15 protein-coding genes and 1 pseudogene are annotated in these 16,196 nt (G+C 36.2%); 7 read left to right on the top strand and 9 right to left on the bottom strand.

Going from position 1 to position 16,196, the window contains the following annotated elements; translation table 11 throughout:
• Positions 1–57 precede the first annotated feature (57 nt).
• From CA730_RS26450 to CA730_RS12790, 7 genes and pseudogenes are all read right to left on the bottom strand, one after another.
• Entirely contained in the window at positions 58–1,113 is a 1,056-nt protein-coding gene (locus CA730_RS26450; RefSeq protein WP_371316534.1) for an AIPR family protein, read from the bottom strand.
• Positions 1,114–2,195: 1,082 nt separating this feature from the next.
• On the bottom strand, positions 2,196–2,471 hold the full coding sequence (locus CA730_RS25635) for a hypothetical protein (RefSeq protein WP_231939822.1): 276 nt from the start codon (positions 2,469–2,471) through the stop codon (positions 2,196–2,198).
• Between the two features lie 193 nt (positions 2,472–2,664).
• On the bottom strand, positions 2,665–2,937 hold the full coding sequence (locus CA730_RS12775) for a hypothetical protein (protein WP_197705538.1): 273 nt from the start codon (positions 2,935–2,937) through the stop codon (positions 2,665–2,667).
• Positions 2,938–2,943: 6 nt separating this feature from the next.
• Positions 2,944–3,126 (bottom strand): annotated as a pseudogene (locus CA730_RS25170) (ABC transporter permease subunit); the annotation flags it as partial.
• A gap of 11 nt (positions 3,127–3,137) precedes the next feature.
• Positions 3,138–5,681 carry a fimbria/pilus outer membrane usher protein gene (locus CA730_RS12780; RefSeq protein WP_096667767.1) on the bottom strand — a complete coding sequence of 848 codons (2,544 nt, stop codon included), beginning with the start codon at positions 5,679–5,681 and terminating at the stop codon, positions 3,138–3,140.
• Between the two features lie 220 nt (positions 5,682–5,901).
• Positions 5,902–6,666: a fimbrial biogenesis chaperone gene (locus tag CA730_RS12785; RefSeq protein WP_096667769.1), complete on the bottom strand. Its 765-nt coding sequence runs from the start codon at positions 6,664–6,666 to the stop codon at positions 5,902–5,904.
• 226 nt (positions 6,667–6,892) lie between these two features.
• Positions 6,893–7,378: a hypothetical protein gene (locus CA730_RS12790; RefSeq protein ID WP_096667771.1), complete on the bottom strand. Its 486-nt coding sequence runs from the start codon at positions 7,376–7,378 to the stop codon at positions 6,893–6,895.
• Positions 7,379–8,365: 987 nt separating this feature from the next.
• On the opposite strand from CA730_RS12790, the gene CA730_RS12795 reads away from it, so the two are divergent.
• Entirely contained in the window at positions 8,366–8,971 is a 606-nt protein-coding gene (locus CA730_RS12795; RefSeq protein WP_096667773.1) for a hypothetical protein, read from the top strand.
• A gap of 97 nt (positions 8,972–9,068) precedes the next feature.
• Here the strand turns inward: CA730_RS12795 and CA730_RS12800 are convergent, their stop codons facing one another.
• Together CA730_RS12800 and CA730_RS12805 are read right to left on the bottom strand one after the other, a co-directional pair.
• The gene (locus tag CA730_RS12800) at positions 9,069–10,109 is read right to left on the bottom strand and encodes an ABC transporter permease (RefSeq protein ID WP_096671503.1); all 1,041 of its coding nucleotides are present in this window, start codon (positions 10,107–10,109) and stop codon (positions 9,069–9,071) included.
• A 103-nt stretch (positions 10,110–10,212) separates the two neighbouring features.
• Positions 10,213–10,731, bottom strand: coding sequence for an adenine phosphoribosyltransferase (locus CA730_RS12805; protein ID WP_096667775.1), 519 nt, complete (start codon positions 10,729–10,731; stop codon positions 10,213–10,215).
• Positions 10,732–11,247: 516 nt separating this feature from the next.
• Between CA730_RS12805 and CA730_RS12810 the strand changes: the two genes are divergently transcribed.
• The 6 genes from CA730_RS12810 (at position 11,248) to CA730_RS12830 (ending at position 16,181) form a co-directional block, all read left to right on the top strand.
• The gene (locus tag CA730_RS12810; RefSeq protein WP_096667777.1) at positions 11,248–11,874 is read left to right on the top strand and encodes a DUF3038 domain-containing protein; all 627 of its coding nucleotides are present in this window, start codon (positions 11,248–11,250) and stop codon (positions 11,872–11,874) included.
• Positions 11,875–11,884: 10 nt separating this feature from the next.
• Entirely contained in the window at positions 11,885–13,315 is a 1,431-nt protein-coding gene (locus CA730_RS12815) for a DUF4335 domain-containing protein (RefSeq protein ID WP_096667779.1), read from the top strand.
• A gap of 89 nt (positions 13,316–13,404) precedes the next feature.
• On the top strand, positions 13,405–13,680 hold the full coding sequence (locus CA730_RS12820) for a lipopolysaccharide assembly protein LapA domain-containing protein (RefSeq protein WP_096667781.1): 276 nt from the start codon (positions 13,405–13,407) through the stop codon (positions 13,678–13,680).
• Positions 13,681–14,196: 516 nt separating this feature from the next.
• Positions 14,197–14,973 carry a sulfite exporter TauE/SafE family protein gene (locus CA730_RS12825; RefSeq protein ID WP_096667783.1) on the top strand — a complete coding sequence of 259 codons (777 nt, stop codon included), beginning with the start codon at positions 14,197–14,199 and terminating at the stop codon, positions 14,971–14,973.
• A gap of 288 nt (positions 14,974–15,261) precedes the next feature.
• Positions 15,262–15,471 carry a hypothetical protein gene (locus CA730_RS24375; RefSeq protein ID WP_199924421.1) on the top strand — a complete coding sequence of 70 codons (210 nt, stop codon included), beginning with the start codon at positions 15,262–15,264 and terminating at the stop codon, positions 15,469–15,471.
• 530 nt (positions 15,472–16,001) lie between these two features.
• Entirely contained in the window at positions 16,002–16,181 is a 180-nt protein-coding gene (locus CA730_RS12830; RefSeq protein ID WP_039202135.1) for a hypothetical protein, read from the top strand.
• Positions 16,182–16,196: the final 15 nt, after the last annotated feature.

Consider the following 16,196-nt stretch of genomic DNA (forward strand, 5'->3'; position numbering starts at 1 on the left):
TCTCGTTCTCATAAAATACAATGGAGGGCGGGGAAACCCCGCCCCTACTATTGTGTATCAGTCATTGTTGCCGCTATTATTTTCTTCGTCGGTTTCTACTTCAATAAGTTGTTCGTTATCTTTAATAGTTATATTTTCAATATCCTCGACGGAAATTTCTAAATCTTCTAAGGCTTCTTTTATTTTTTCATAGTGAGCCGGTTCAAATAAGAACTTAAACATTCTTTCTATCGTTTTTTCTTCATTGTCGCTTACTTCAATTTGTTTCTCAACAAACTGATTAAGAAACTTGAAGGTTTTAATAATAATTTTTTTATCACCTTGTTCATAAATTTTGATAATATATTTGTTTACATTTATTTTATCATTAAATTTTGCTTTTAAATATTTTGTAAAGCCTACTTTAAATAAGGCTAATAAATGATATAAACCTGTTTTAAAAGTATCATCATATGAAACAGGTGTAGCATGATAAATTACGTTGAAAACATAAAATGCACATAGCATATTTTCAAATGTTGTTTCATCATTGAATATCTTCTCATAACAACCATCTTTATGTTCTTTATGAGAGATAAAGTTCAAATCTTTATCCATTTCTTGTCTTTGATTATAGTTCTTCAAAACAGTAGAAGGATCTTGCAAATAATAAGCTAAATAGGCATTTGCAAACACATAATTTGAAACTTTTATTATATTTTCTGGAGTTTCTCTAAATTCATCACGTCGTTTTTCATACCAAATATTTGTTTGATAGGATGCGTTTTGCAGCATTATCTGTATATCGTCATTAGCACAAAAATCTCTATCATCTACGGGGTTTTGGGAATTAGTATACCTAGTAACATTCAAATCAAAATCTTTTCCGCCTGATTTTAATAAGCGTAAAGTTACCAAAGATTCACTATCCATTTGCTTACGCTTTGTTGGTGAGGCATCTTTGTAAGCTCGGTAAATGGCATAAACAGTTTGTGCGCCATTAATAATTTGCAATCCTGTTAATTCTATTTGTTCAGCTTTTCTGCGAATAGTAGGTAAGAAATAAGTAATTGCTGTAATACCATTATTGTAGTACCAAAAATAGGCAGGATTGTCCACCGCCGTTTTTTCTATATCTTCATTGAATTGTGATTGCAGGAGAGGATTTCTGACGTTTTTATAAAAAAGAGCAAATCCATATTTTTCAAATAAATCATAGATACTTTTGGGGCGAAGTAAGAACATATATGCCTCAAAAGGCTTCTCTATTTTAACAACTCCATTTTTTTGAACTATTTCTAAAGTAACAGGATTTTCTTCTGGATTTTGATAACTTTCTAGAGGATTTAAAGGTTCTATTTTTTTATATGTTCTGTCAATATAATCTACTTTTATACGGTTTATATCAATTACTTCAAATTTAGTTTTTTCATCAGATTTTATAAAAGCACTAATGTTTTCATCCGCTCCTCCTTTATATTGAGAAAGCGTCAAAAATATAAATTTAACCTCTCCATTAGCTTTGAGGTGATTATCCAGATCCTCTAATTTTGCTTTAATTTTTTCATTAACATTTTGCTTTTCACCTCGTAAAATGGTGTCAAAATCATTAAGTGCTTTTAGTATTTCATCTTTATCAGTTTCTTTTTCCGAATTATCAGCATTGTTCCATTTTGACTGAACGACATAAAAAATTTTATCTCCTTGATTGTTTGTGTTATCAAAAACAATGTCGCAAGAACTATCTTTGTCACCATCTGTAATGAAATCTTTATAGTTAGATTTTCTACCGTAAAATTCGAGAAACCAAATTAAGAGGGCATAAGATTTTTGATTGTTTATAGCACCTTTATGTTTTTTATGTTTTTTTATGAATTCATCATCTTGATATTTTTCTAAAAGTATATTAAGGTTGCTATCAATTACGTTGTAAAATTCTTTCGTAAGCATATAAAATCCTAATAAAAGTAAATTCTTTTTGAGTATTCAATTAAAGGTCATTAAATTGACAAGCCTAACTATTTATTATACCTTCATTTTCCGTCTATTCCATTCCTATACAACAAAAAGGCAAAAGTTCCTGTATATTTTCCCTGTAGATAATAATATCCAGAAACCGAGATTAACACCATCACCAATAGCGGTAAATTCCCTGCCTTTACTAGAGCCGATATTACCATATTGTAAGATTTATGTTAAATATAAGCTCTTTTACACTACAATAAACTAACTTGTCCATTATTGCGAATATAAAGAGAGCGATAGCGAAGCGCTCCGTAGGAATCGCCTGGATAGTCTCGACTGTTAGGACGAATTTCCAAAACCAATGTTCCAAAATTCGGTTTAGACACCACACCTTTTACATATCTTCCCCCATCATCCCAAAACATCAGAGAAAATTCTATGAGTTCGTCCCCTTTCAGGTCAAATTGTAATTTTTGTCCCGGTTTTAAAGTTGTTTGTCTTTGTTCTGGTAACTGTTCCAATTTCACAGATCCATAACTGCGATTTACAACTCTCACCCGAATATATTGTCCTGGCGTAAAATGCAGGGGTGCAGAACCACAACGAGAAGCACAAGTTTCTGCTAGTGTTAGCTTATATTAATTGGCATTAAATGTCATTGTCAATAATGTGGTATAAATTGCCAATCTCATGTTCATATTTTTACTCCTTTGTTGATATTTAGATATGCTGTAAAAATTCAATTTCAGGTAATAAGGAATCGTTGACAATTCCCACACCTGCAAAACCCCAACGTTTGAGCAAACTACCTATTTGTGCACTAGCCAGAGGTTCGACTGTCAAGCGGTTTGCTAAATCAGCAGCATGAGCATTTAGATAACTCATGGCATCAAAATCTTCTTTAAACAATAATAAATATCCTGATGTATCATCATCAACACGGGCTGTGAGATATTTACCATCACTTCTAGAACGAATAATATAATAAATCATTGGTAATGGGTAATGGGTAGTCAGTTGAGCAAAAAAGAGCAAAAATAAGACAGTGATAAAACTGGGAATACCTTGACCAGCATAACTGACTATTTGTAAAATCTGGTCAGTTCTACGATTTTGTTTTACAGCCGCGAGAATACCCAAAGGAATTGCGATCGCCCATCTGATAATTAAAGAACCTATACTAAAACATTGTCTTAAAAAAAGGAAGGAATTTTGACTGTACCAATATCATATATGCCCTTGGCATCAGGTGGAATTGCAAAGGGAATCATGGCTGGAGGGTCAGTAAATAAGCGTATTTCATAGCGTCCTGGTTTTAATCCCGAAGTAGCAAACTTACCTGAGCGATTGGTGAATATAGTAACTGGTTGCCAATTACGATCGCCCACAGCAACAATTTGTCCTGATCCTAAAGAAATAGGTTCACCATTAGCATTTAATAACTGTCCTCGCAAGAAAACAGTAGCGTCTGTTCCCACTTGCACTAATGTACCACTGTTATAACTTGGCAAAACTTTGATGACGCGATCGCCTACATCTATTCCTATAGGTAAATTAACTGTATCAATTATGAGATTAGAAATATTATAAGGACTTAAATTTGGCACTACACCAAATCCTAAATTATCAATGCGGGTGGTATAACCACCGGAAATAGGATTAATACCAATTTCTTGACCTTTAATACTGTTTTTGGGAATTACTAAAGCAAAACTATTATTAAGAGGACGTGACCACCCCAAATAACCATCAGCAAATACCAAAGCAGTACCAACATTGAATTTAGTTGTATTGGCCATGGTGTTATTTCCATCCCTAGCAAAAACCGCATTATGAGATAAATCCCAAACAAAACGATAACCTGTATAAGATAATCGCCCGTTCAAATTATAACTTTTGTCATTTTGGGTTAAACTTAAGGAAGGTTTTGGCGTGCCGATAGTTCGCAACGGGTTATAATTCCAATTTAGACGATTAGTAGGTTCTCCCCTATTATTAATATTAGATGATGCTTGGATTGATTGACGTATTCGGGGTAAAGTCCAAGAAAAACTAATGTCAGCACGTTGTTCTCCAAAACCAGTCCGATCAAGATTTTGACTGAGATTGAGATTCACATTTAACCCGTTGCGGAAACTCCTAGAAAGACCAAGAGAAACCCTATAAGTATTAGGAATATCTCGCCCAAATTGATATCTGGTACTCAAATTTCCTCTCATATTCCAGAATAATTTTTGACTATAATTAGCAGTAATATCATATAAAAAATTATTACGTGGGTTTGCTTCTCCTACTCTCACAAAATTCCGGCCTTTAGATTCCACAGTTAATCGAAAGGAACGTTGAGATGGATTATTTGCCCCAACTTGTAAGTATTCATAACGTAACTTACCAGCATAATCAATTCCTAATTCCTGATCGTGACTGAGGGCAATATCCCAGCCAAAGTTACCATAATTGGTGGCGAAAATTCCCTCTAAACCAGCAAGTTGTTGTTTAAAATCTGCTTGTACATAACTGCCTAAAGTCAACTGATTAGTTATACCTAAACGGTGGGATAAAGTCAAAATCGGTTGAGTAAAATCATAAGTGCGATCGCCCTTACTCTCAAGAGATGGAACACCCACACTATAGGCAAATTGCTGTACTCCAGGTGCTAATAAATCTCCCGCTACAGGTTTATAAAAATTCAATCTTTGCACCTGACCCACATCATCTTTAATCACTAACTCTACATCATTAATACCCCCATTCAAAGGTAAATCGCGGATATCTTGTCGTCCTGCTCGTAACTGTAAAGTCCGTTGTAATCTACCATTAACTAATACATCAACTAATGAATCTTTTTCTAAGAAAAACTCAAATTGGCTAATGGGTCGAGTGACTAAATAAGGTTGTAAACTAAAATTTTTGGCGACAGAAATTCCCAATTGAGGCTGACTATTTTGATAACCTGTAATGGGAAGAGCCAGATCCCCCACTACATAACGCAAAGCTTGTGCTGGTGCATCCCTAACTACTCGCAAATCTCCCCTAGTAAAAGCAGGTTCTCTTCCTTCTGTAAAATTGCCCCGTCCCTCAAACACCCAGTTTTGATAATTCAATGCACCATCTACAGCTAAACGTAAAGGTTGCAGTCCTATATTTGTTTGTCCTGAATCAGACCAAATATAATCTTTATCAGCGCGAAAATTAACATAGCCGCTAAAAGTGCTGGGAAGCACCGCTTTTTCAATATCAGGAGGTAATCTACTAGTATTTAACTGAGCTACATTAGTACGACGTTGAGCAGGTGTAACTTGAATTTGTAATTCTAATTTAGAGCGATCAAAAGTTGCTTGTAAGCCATTTTCTAGCAAAACTTCTAAGCTTAAATTACCTTGAGTATCAACCGCACTTGTCAGTTTTGCTTGGGTATCTGGACGAATAACTTTTTCTGTTTCTACTAACAAAGGTGCTGCTTGAATGCGAACTGCGGGAATATTTCCCAAGGTCAATAATACCTGTCCTCTTTGTTGTCCATCAATAAAAAATGGTACAATGACTCTCTGGTTTTCGTTACGGGGTTTCTTAAAAATTTCCTCAAATGTCGGATCTTGGTTTTCCTTTTTGGGAGGTATATTTGGCGATGGAGAAGGTGAATCCTGTCCTAAACTGGCTGTAGAATTAAATAAACTAGAACTGAAGGAAAAAAAGATAAATAGTCTTAATTTAATCGGATTTAATCTTAGTTTCATTCAAGACAGAAATCTCTTTTTAAAGATGATTAACACTTGCCCAAAATTGTTCTAAGAGGATGTCTGAGAAGTATCTTGTCGAGATCCCCCCAACCCCCCTTAAAAAGCCCTTAAAAAGGGGGGCTAAATTCTTCAAAGTCCCCCTTCTTAAGGGGGATTTAGGGGGATCTTTTCAAACATCCTCATGAGGAGAGCTTGACAAAGGGGTTGATATTCTTGATTATTCAACATCTTTAAATGTAAATGTGCCTGTGACTTTGCCTATAGGTAATTGTTGAGGCCAAGGAATAGAAAACCGTCGCTGACTACCTGCCAAAATCAGCCCATTATTCACACCTTCTAACTGTTCTGATTTGAGAGTAAATTGAGTTCCTTTGTCGCTAGTTAAGTTTAAATTTAATTCTGATAATACTGCCCGGCGAGTACCCTGATTATCAAAAGTAATTACTAACAAATCCTTTCCATCTTTTGATTTTTCATGAGTAATGCCATTCAGGATAACTTTAGATTGTGTATTTTTAGGGCGAATATACACCGATCCTATGTAACGAAACGTAATTTTGATTCCGGCTGCTATTGCCTGTGATTGTGATTGTTGGGTATCTTTTAAATTAATTGGTAACTGTTCAGCTATAATACGATAATTTAGTTCTTTTTCAGGGTTAGGATTACCTAACCATGTCACTCGCACCGATTGTACACCTTGAGGTGGTAGGATTATTTGGGATGGATAAACTAAAAAATCATCATCAGCTTTTTCAGTGGATTCTTGACCTTCTAAGCTGATTTTTCGTTTCACCATTGACAGTTCAACGGCGATTTGTTCTGAGGTATCATTAATAATTTTATAAGACTGGGTAGCACCTGCCCCTGCTGGTTCAAATACTTTAGAAATTGGCTCTAATTTAAAGGCTAGTGCTGGTGAAATGCTACTTAATACTACGAAAAAAATAAAGATAAAAAAATGCCGAATTGAGAGTTTCATGATTTGATTGTTATCAAATACAGTTAGATTAAATGTTTTTACCCCTCCCTAACCCTCCCCTTAGTAAGGTGAGGGAACTGGATTTTTATTGTTTCCCCAATTCAGGACTTACGCAAAATAGAACGAAAGTAGGGGTAATACCCTTCGGGAAGCAAGCTACATGAATTACCCCTACGCAAGAATAAGGTTTTCAGTCACATCTTACGTAAGTCCTAAAATTAAAGGTTTAAGTCTCAGTGGAAATTATTAAGGTTAAGGTATCACTGTATGTTCCTGCATCGGCATTATTCATGTTTGTAATCTCAATGTATAAGTCTCCATTACCAGTCACAGACCTTGAGAAGTCGGTTACAGTATCAAAACCATCGATTGGAGCTTCACTTCCATCATCACCTACGTGAAGTTTGTATGAAATCTGATCTAAATTGTCACTCATCAAGTTGCCGCTATTAGTCGAGGATGCAGTTAGGATTACATAAGGTGTGTTACTTGTAACACTAAAGTCAGCAATTTTTACAATCCCTCGTTGACTTGATAGGATGCTGTCGTATAAGTCAGTAGCTTCAGTTGTTGAGGTTAATGTAATGTTAGCTGTTACAGGCACTGTGGCATTAAGTTCAATAGTACTAGTTGTCTCAGCAAACGCAGCAGATCCAAAACCAAGGGGACTAAGAATTAAGCTAGAAGCAATGAAAAAACGACGTAAAGACATTGTAACTCTCTCCTGAAAGTCTTTAGAAAAGGTAGAAATCAATTAAATTCCGTTTTGTTAAGCGTGATTCAAAGATATCAACAAAACCCACAGTTACAAGTAGCAACTTGTGTTTTTTAGATCACGGCGTAAATAAAACAACCACTCTCAATAATTACTAAAAAGCCTAGGCCATATTATTTTTGACTTCCGCCTTGCGGTACTAGTCTTGTTATATTTTTAGTGGTTTTTTCTGTTGACAATCACATTATTCAATAAAAGATATCAATTATTAATAGCAATAATACTGATTTTTTTTTTTTTTTTTGACATTACTAGAGTGCTAGGCTGCATCAGTACAAAAGACTTATCCAAAAAAGAAAGTACAAAATATTTGACGAATTACCCCTCGTGAATACTATTGCTTTATTTGTAAAAATAATTACTTTGTCCTATTTTTGAGGCTAGTGATCATTAAGACAGGACTTACGCAACTGGCACATTGGCAAAGTCTGTCAGACTACATAGGGTTTGCTGAAAAAGTCTTTTCGTGAGGTCTAGGAGTCACCGAGTCACCGAGGAAAAATTAGGAGGAGATAAGAATAGTCTCGAATCTGAGAAAGTGATAGGTTTTTAATGGTTTCAATGCTTATTCCTCGCACCTAATTCACTTTTTTAAGCCTGAAACTCTTAATATATCTAGGTTTTTGGTTTATTCAGCAAGCCCTAAATACAAGTAAGCAAAGGCACAAAATGTCAAACTTTACATTTTTCAATTTCATACCTGAGTTCGGCAATGCCAAAAATTGAAGTTATAATAGGCTGTGATTGCTATTTTTAGTTGATGTTAAGCTGTTACGCAGCTAGATCCAATAATCCTAATATTGTTATTTCTTGTAGTGCGGGCATCTTGCCCGCAAGAATTATACAAATTAAATGCACAACAGCTTATCCTATAAATTCTGAAATTCTATCTTAAATCCTATAAATTCTGATTCAGATAAATTTATGACTCGTAAAAAAATATTATTAGAAAGTCAATCCTACACTTTTCGATCTTACTTTGAAATGCCCTATGAAGCTGATGAAATATTAGCAGAATTGGGCTATTCTTTAATAAGAAGATATATTGATTTACCTAAAAGTAATCATCCTTTACAAAGACTAGAGGAATTAAAACAACGAATTGAAGAATCTTTACCTTTAGTAAGTTTAAGTAGTGAAACAGCAAGACGAGAAACCCTAGTAGCACCAACATTATTAGAAGTTGCTCGCTATTGTCAATGTCAAGTGAGAATTGAATACCCATTGTCTGTAAATAACTGGTTAAAGGGTAATTTAGATTATTTTCTCAAACATAATCCTAGTTTATTGGTAGTTGAAGCTAAAAATGATGATTTAACACGAGGTTTTACACAACTTGCTGTAGAATTAATTGCTATTTCTCAAGTTGAAGAAGGAGATGTTTTTTATGGATGTGTTACCATTGGTGATGCTTGGCGTTTTGGAATATTAGAAAAAACCAATCAGCAAATTTTTCAGGATATTTCCTTGTATCGCATTCCTAATGATTTAGAAGATCTAATGAGAATTTTGGTAGGAATTTTGGCATAAACTAAATTTTCTAAGTTTACCCAATAAATTTGTTAGGACTCACATTAAGTTTTATGCAGGAAAGAGATTTTAAGAGACATTTTGTGTAAGTCCGGTTCTAATTCAAATCTTCTAACTTAATTCTCGGATCTGCTGCTTTTAAAATTAAGTCGGCAATTAAATTACCAACAATTAATAATACTGCACTCATTACTAAACTGGCCATGACTAAATATTGGTCTTTAGCTAAAACAGCTTGTAGGGTTAATTTTCCTAAACCTGGCCAATTGAAGAAATTTTCTGTAATAAATGCACCACCTAACAAACCTGCTAATTCAAAACCCAATAAAGTAATTAATGGGTTAATAGCATTTCGCAAAGCATGAACATAAATAACGCGGTTTTCTGGAAGTCCTTTAGCGCGGGCAGTTTGAATATAATCTTGGCGCAAAACATCCAATAATTGACCCCGCATAATGCGTTGTAAACCAGCAAAACTGGTAATACTCAAAGCAATTAATGGTAAAACTGAATGCCAAGCAATATCAAGAATTTTACCTAACCATGTTAGTTCTGCATGATCAATACTCGTCATATTACCAACGGGAAAAAGTGGGGTAGTTAATTGGGCAAAAAATAGTAAAAATAAAACAGTGATAAAACTGGGAATACCTTGACCAGCGTAACTGACTATTTGTAAAATCTGGTCAGTTCTACGATTTTGTTTTACAGCAGCGAGAATACCCAAAGGAATTGCGATCGCCCATGTAATAATTAAAGAAGCGATCGCTAATAACAACGTGGCTGGAACTCGTTCCCATAACAGCGACGATACAGAACGTTGATAAACAAAACTTGTGCCAAAATCACCTTTAGTGACAATTTGCTGCAACCAAAATCCAAACTGTTCTGGCCAAGATTTATCTAAACCAAATTGTTGTCTAATTTCCTCAATCCGTTCTCGGGAAATTTTCGGATTTTGTCCCAGGGTATCTACATAATCCCCTGGAGAAAACTTCATAATAAAAAATGACAAAGCCGACGCTAAAAAAATTGTCAATAGCGCCTGTAAAAGCCGTTTCATCACATAAATAAAAGTTTCATTCGTAACTAACTTCATCAGCCAGTCTCGACTTGTCTCCAAGGAAATTTTTGTCATTGGTAATTGGTGATTGGTAATTGGTGATTGGTAATTGGTGATTGGATAATTTTCGTCTTCTTTCTTTCTTTCTTCTTCCTCCTGACTCCGAACTCCGAACTGACTAATATTCAACCAGTGAGATAATAGGGACATCAGGTAAATGTTTTCGTCCTTGCAAATCCCGTAGCTCGATGATAAACCCAAACCCTATGAGTTCACAGTCAATCTTTTGTACCAACTTTGCTGTTGCACTAGCAGTACCACCAGTAGCAATCAAATCATCCACAATTAAGATCTTACAACCTGGTTTCAAAGCATCCTGATGTACTTCTAATGTATCCGTACCATATTCTAGTTGATATTCAATAGAGTGAACCGCTGCTGGTAATTTTCCTTTTTTGCGAACAGGAATAAAACCCGCACCCAATTTATAAGCCACAGGCGCACCAAAAATGAACCCCCGCGACTCCATACCGATAATATAATCCACCTCAAGTTCAATTTCTGAACATTTTTGTGCTAAAAGGTCAATAGTATATCGCAATCCTGCTGGGTCGCTTAATAGAGTAGTGACATCTCGAAATAAAATTCCCGGCTTAGGAAAGTCTGGTATATCACGAATCAGAGATTTTAAATCCATATTTGTGAGTAGTTATTGGTCAATCAAGAAACAAAGGGTAAGAGGCCAAAAATTTCCCCGATCCCTGCCAAATCCTACCCTATAATGTCATAACCTAGAGACTAGTGGCGTTCGTTAAAAGTCAAAAGTCAAAAGTCAAAAGTCAAACCGAATAGGGTACAGGCTTTCAGGATATTTATCATGGTTGGTTTATTTACGCCTTTGTGTACTAGTAGTCTGTCAAGAACTAATTGACGGGTAAATAAATTTTTCCTCTTCCTTCTTCCTATCCCTAACGGGACGCTTCGCGAACGCGCTCTTTGCGTCCTTCGTGGTTCATTTCTTCTTTATCCGTCGAAATTTATTTGACAGACTACTAGTACCGCAAAGTGCAAGTCAAAAGTCAAAAATTAAAAGTCAAAAATCAAAATTTATAGGTCGTAATGTATATAATTGAACTGCCATATCGCGCCAGCGATTAGCCATGAGAGGTTAATATCAATCACTTTATTGGAAACGTATAAGGTATTTTATAGAATGAATGTCTCCGCTAGTATCCCATCTTTAAACAGCCCAAACGCTCAGGGAACGCCGATGATTTTGGATACTTTACCAGATCCAGCGATCGCCGGCCAAGTATGTCCAGCCAGAACTAGATTGCAAATAGATTTAATGTTATTAGCCATTGAAGCCTTAGAACTAGGCGGTTCTGAAGCCATTTTATCCTTTGCAGAAGAATTAGACCTCAAAGGAATCATCAAAAATCGGGTAAACTTATGGCGAATGCGAGCTTCTAACCCCATGAGGAGAGCGCATAGTCGCCGTCCCTTAGATATTTTAGAAGCCAAAGCCCTCGTAGTCATTGCTTGTTACATCGCTCGGCGGTTAACAGTCGTCATCCGCCAACTACTAACCATATATCAACAATTAGCCCAAAAACAGATTCCCCCAGAACAAAATTTAAGATTAGCTAATTACCTAGAAAGGTTTAGAACCCACTTTAAAAGTCGGATGAATTCCCGGCGTTCTGGTGTAATAGCATTAAATTCTGATGAAAAATTAGATGAACTAGCTATAGACTTATTAGGAAAATTACTATTCTGCACAGGTACGGCGGGAATGCAGCGATACTGGATTTCTCTTTTTGACGGTGAAGTGGAGTAGAGTAAATAAAATGAATATCCAACGTAAATATAGTTTACCTAATTGCACCCTGCTCCTAGAAGGGTTAAGTGACATGACACGGACAGCTAACTTTCAAGAAATGCGTCCCGAACTATCCATATTAGTGAATGCAGAATGCCATTTATCTAATTATGATCAACCCATAAGTGGAGGTAGAGAATTTTTTGAAAGCTTAGTTAGAGCCGTGAGTGCTTACGCTCAAGAAGTTTTAAGCAATATACCCAATCCCCAAGGCAAAAAATTTGAACATCAAAATTCAGAATTAGTTGAATTACAGAAAATTGACAGCAACAGACACAAATTAATTGTTCACTCTGAAATCACAGCAGACAATCAAGGGGGAAATAACAACCCCGGACAACCGCTGCAAGTCGTCCTCAACACAGTCCAATTATTTGATTTAGTTGAAGCCGTAGATCAGTTTTTTGCTGATAGCCAGACTTTACCAGAATTATCCCTAGAACTATACCCAGTTCATCGCAGTTATGGTGGTTCTAGTCAAACCTTAATTAAACAAGCAATCCCCGCTACCGTCGGCGTATCCAGCCTAGCCGTAGCTGCCCTAGCCTTTAGTTTAATTCCTGCCCCCCAAATTCGTCCACCTCAAGTCAAACCAGAAACACAGTCCAGCGCCTCCACACCCACACCCATAGCGTCAGTATCACCCTCCATTACACCCACAGTAGCAGCCACCCCCACAACCACAACCACAGCATCAGAAACCCCTGTTAACAAGGATTTGGAAGCACTTTTAAAGACAGTTCCAGAAATAACAGATCCATCTCAATTACGGGCATTAAATCGCCAAGTTTACAATCAAATTCATCCCGCTTGGACAAATCGCTCAGAATTACCAGAGGATTTAGTTTATCGTTTAGGTGTGGCCGCCGATGGTAGTATTGTTGGTTATAAAGCAGTAAATCAGAAAGCTAGTGATGCGATCGATAAAACACCACTACCTAGACTACTCTATAATCCTGCTAATCGCGTCCCTAATGAACCTATTGCTCAATTCAAAGTCGTATTTACCCAAAAAGGGTTTCTAGAAATTAGTCCCTGGTTAGGATACGCTAAAACACCAGAAGTAACTGGCGAAAAAATTACTGATATCAATAAAATCAAGGATTTAAATCAAAAGCTGTATAGTACAATTCGTCAAAATTGGAGTGTTACTCCTACCTTTGCTAAGGATTTAAAATATCGAGTAGCAGTGAATAAAGAAGGGGTAATAGCGGACTATGAACCACTTAATCAAGTCGCTTTTGATTATTTCCGGGAAACTCCTCTACCTCAGATGTTCCAATCAGTGTATGGCTCAAATGTAGCTGCACCTGATAATAAACAACCTCTAGCTCATTTTCAGGTACTATTTACACCCAAGGGAGAATTAAAAGTCGACCCTTGGAAGGGATATAAATAATTGTCAGTTCTCAGTTGTCAGTTGTCAGTTGTACTTCTTCTTCCTCCTGACTCCTGACTCCTAGCTCTCACGAAAAGATTTTTAAAGTTATGATATTCAAAATTTTGGCAAATTTTTTCATATTAGTAATTATAGCTGTTTGGGTAATGGCGATCGCTCTAATTTCTGTCCAAAATGCTACTCCTGTATCTTTACGGTTTTTGGTCTTTCAATCCATACAAATTCCCTTTGGGTTAATGTTAGCTTTTAGTCTGGCTGTCGGTTTGTTAGGTACAGCAGTTTTGCAGCCTCTCTGGGGTTTGGGAGAGTCGCAATCTAGAATAGATGAAGATGCAGAGTTTTTTGTTGATGATGAGGATTTCTAGTAGGGCTGGGGAAACCCGTCCCTCGATTAGCTTATGAAGGCAATACAGATGATATGGTAATCTAGCTGGAAATCTGAATTATAACTATGATAATCCCATAGTCCCTATTGTCAATAGATTAACCAGGTTAGATATTAACTCATTTAACTTAGAAACTGACATCGGCAGAATAGCTAATTTTCAAGGGACTGGACAATTAAAAGAAGTTAGTAATTTAGCAGGTATTCTCCAAAATGGTCAACCAACAATTGGTACTTTGTCTGGTTTAATAACTGGAAGATCACAAACTGCTGACGGTAATTTTCTACTTTTTAATAATACTCCTATAACTATCAGTGGTGTTGTATCTTCTCTTCAGAAGATTAAGATTCTTCATTTTTTTTCCATAATTTTTCTGAAAAATTGTTTGGTATATTTGTACGGCTTTGGATTTAGTGTTAGTTAAATCAACAATAATTCAATAAACTTACAGTATTTACTGTATAACAGTATAACTAAGTTTATTAATTACAAAAAATGCCGCAAGACTTAACTTTGATTCATAGTTTGCTTCTCTTGGGTACCGCGTTTATTGCCGGTGGACTCAATGCTGTCGCGGGTGGTGGTAGTTTCATTACATTTCCTACCCTAATATTTACGGGTGTCGCACCAATTATCGCTAATGCTACAAATAATACTGCTTTGTGGATAGCAGCGATCGCTAGTGCAAGGGCATATCGTCAAGATTTGAATATTGAAAAAAGACAATTATTATTACTAGCCGGCACAAGTTTAGTTGGTGGTGTGATTGGTTCGGTGGCTTTGTTATATACATCACCGGATGTGTTTAAAAAGATGCTGCCCTATTTATTACTATCAGCAACATTAATATTTACATTCAGTGAATCTCTAAAAAGCTGGCTGCAACTTCAGAGTAAAAATGATATTTCTACACCTCCACCTTTATTTATTCTTTTAGTTTCTCAATTAGCAATCTCTATATATGGTGGTTTTTTTGGTGCGGGTGTAGGCATTTTAATGTTGGCAACTTTAACCTTTTTAGGGATTAAAAATATTCACTCTATTAATGCTTTTAAAACTTTATTAGGTAGTTGCATTAATGGTGTGGCTATTATTCCCTTTATGTTCGCTAATTTGATTGCTTGGCATCAAGTTATTATAATGGCGGTTGGTGGTTCTTTGGGTGGTTATTTATGCGCTCATTTTGCCCGCAGACTAGAACCTAATTTGGTGCGGAAATTTGTGATAGTGGTGGCTTTTGGGATGACTACTTACTTTTTTATTCATGGTTAAGCAGGTGGATACAATTATACTGAAAACGGTTTATCTGTTGCCTTCCACAACCGCCAGGGAATAAATTCCCTGTCTCATAGCTCAAGTCCGTTGAAACGGACTAAGTAGGTGAACACAATAAGGGACTTCCAATTAAAAAAATACCCAAAAATTTCTTGTGGTGCGGGACGAATTGCCCGCTAATCATCAAGGACGGGCAGGATGCCCATCCCACAAAATTGGGTAATTTGTTTTTTGGTGTTCCGTTAAGGTTTGCTGATAGCGTAGCGTAAGCCATAAAAGTTATCTGTGAGGGCTAGAAGTATGGCTAACGGCTATGCCTTCGGCACACTACGTAAACGCTATCAGGAGGTAGGGGCGCAGGGCCTGCGCCCATTCAGGAGTATGGCTAACGCCACGCTGCGCTATCAGGAGGATTTAGAAGAAGTTAGAAGTAATATCAAGTCTGGAAAATTGAGCGATTTATATATTTTGATTTTCCTCCGCCCACCTACTTAATATATTTTCCGGTGTTGCTGATTAAGGGTATGAATTTTAGTCTCACGCAAAGGCGCAAAGACGCAAAGTTCAGAGTTTTAAAGGTTTAATTTGGGAATTTCATACCTGAGTTCAGCAACGCCTATTTTCCTAGTATGTCACTATAAATACTAAATGGACGGGCTAGAAACTTAGCTCACAATAATTGTATGACTGTGGGAGGGGTGTCTTGTTTATGCAAATATTAATTAAATATAAAACTATTGATTTTGTGACTTTGATTACAGTTTTTCCTATCTGGTAACGCTTGAATGGAAAAATAACCTATTTTTTCCCAAAAAATAAACAGGACTGTCTCAAGGATTACACCATAGGGATCACGGCTAATCTAAGAAAAGTTAGATCTAAAGTAAATTTATATATCTGAGGCATGATGATAAAAACTATCAAGTTTAAGATAATGACCAAAGATATCAACTTTTTTACATTCACAATAATTAAACAGGTTTTTTCGCTTTTTCTCAAAAGTTATTAATTTCAGGGGTTTTAAAATGCAAGCATCACAAAAGATTCATTGCCCAAATTGCGGTAGTGCGGCTGAACGTCACTATATTGCTGATAGTCAAGTTACCAGAACACAATGTCCTACTTGCGATTATTTGATGATCACTTGCACTCGCACGGGTAAGGTGATTGAGGCTTATGCACCAGGAATTTATGCTAGGAAATAATTGACAATTTTATTG

Source organism: Dolichospermum compactum NIES-806 (genome assembly GCF_002368115.1).
GTDB classification, from domain to species: domain Bacteria; phylum Cyanobacteriota; class Cyanobacteriia; order Cyanobacteriales; family Nostocaceae; genus Dolichospermum; species Dolichospermum compactum.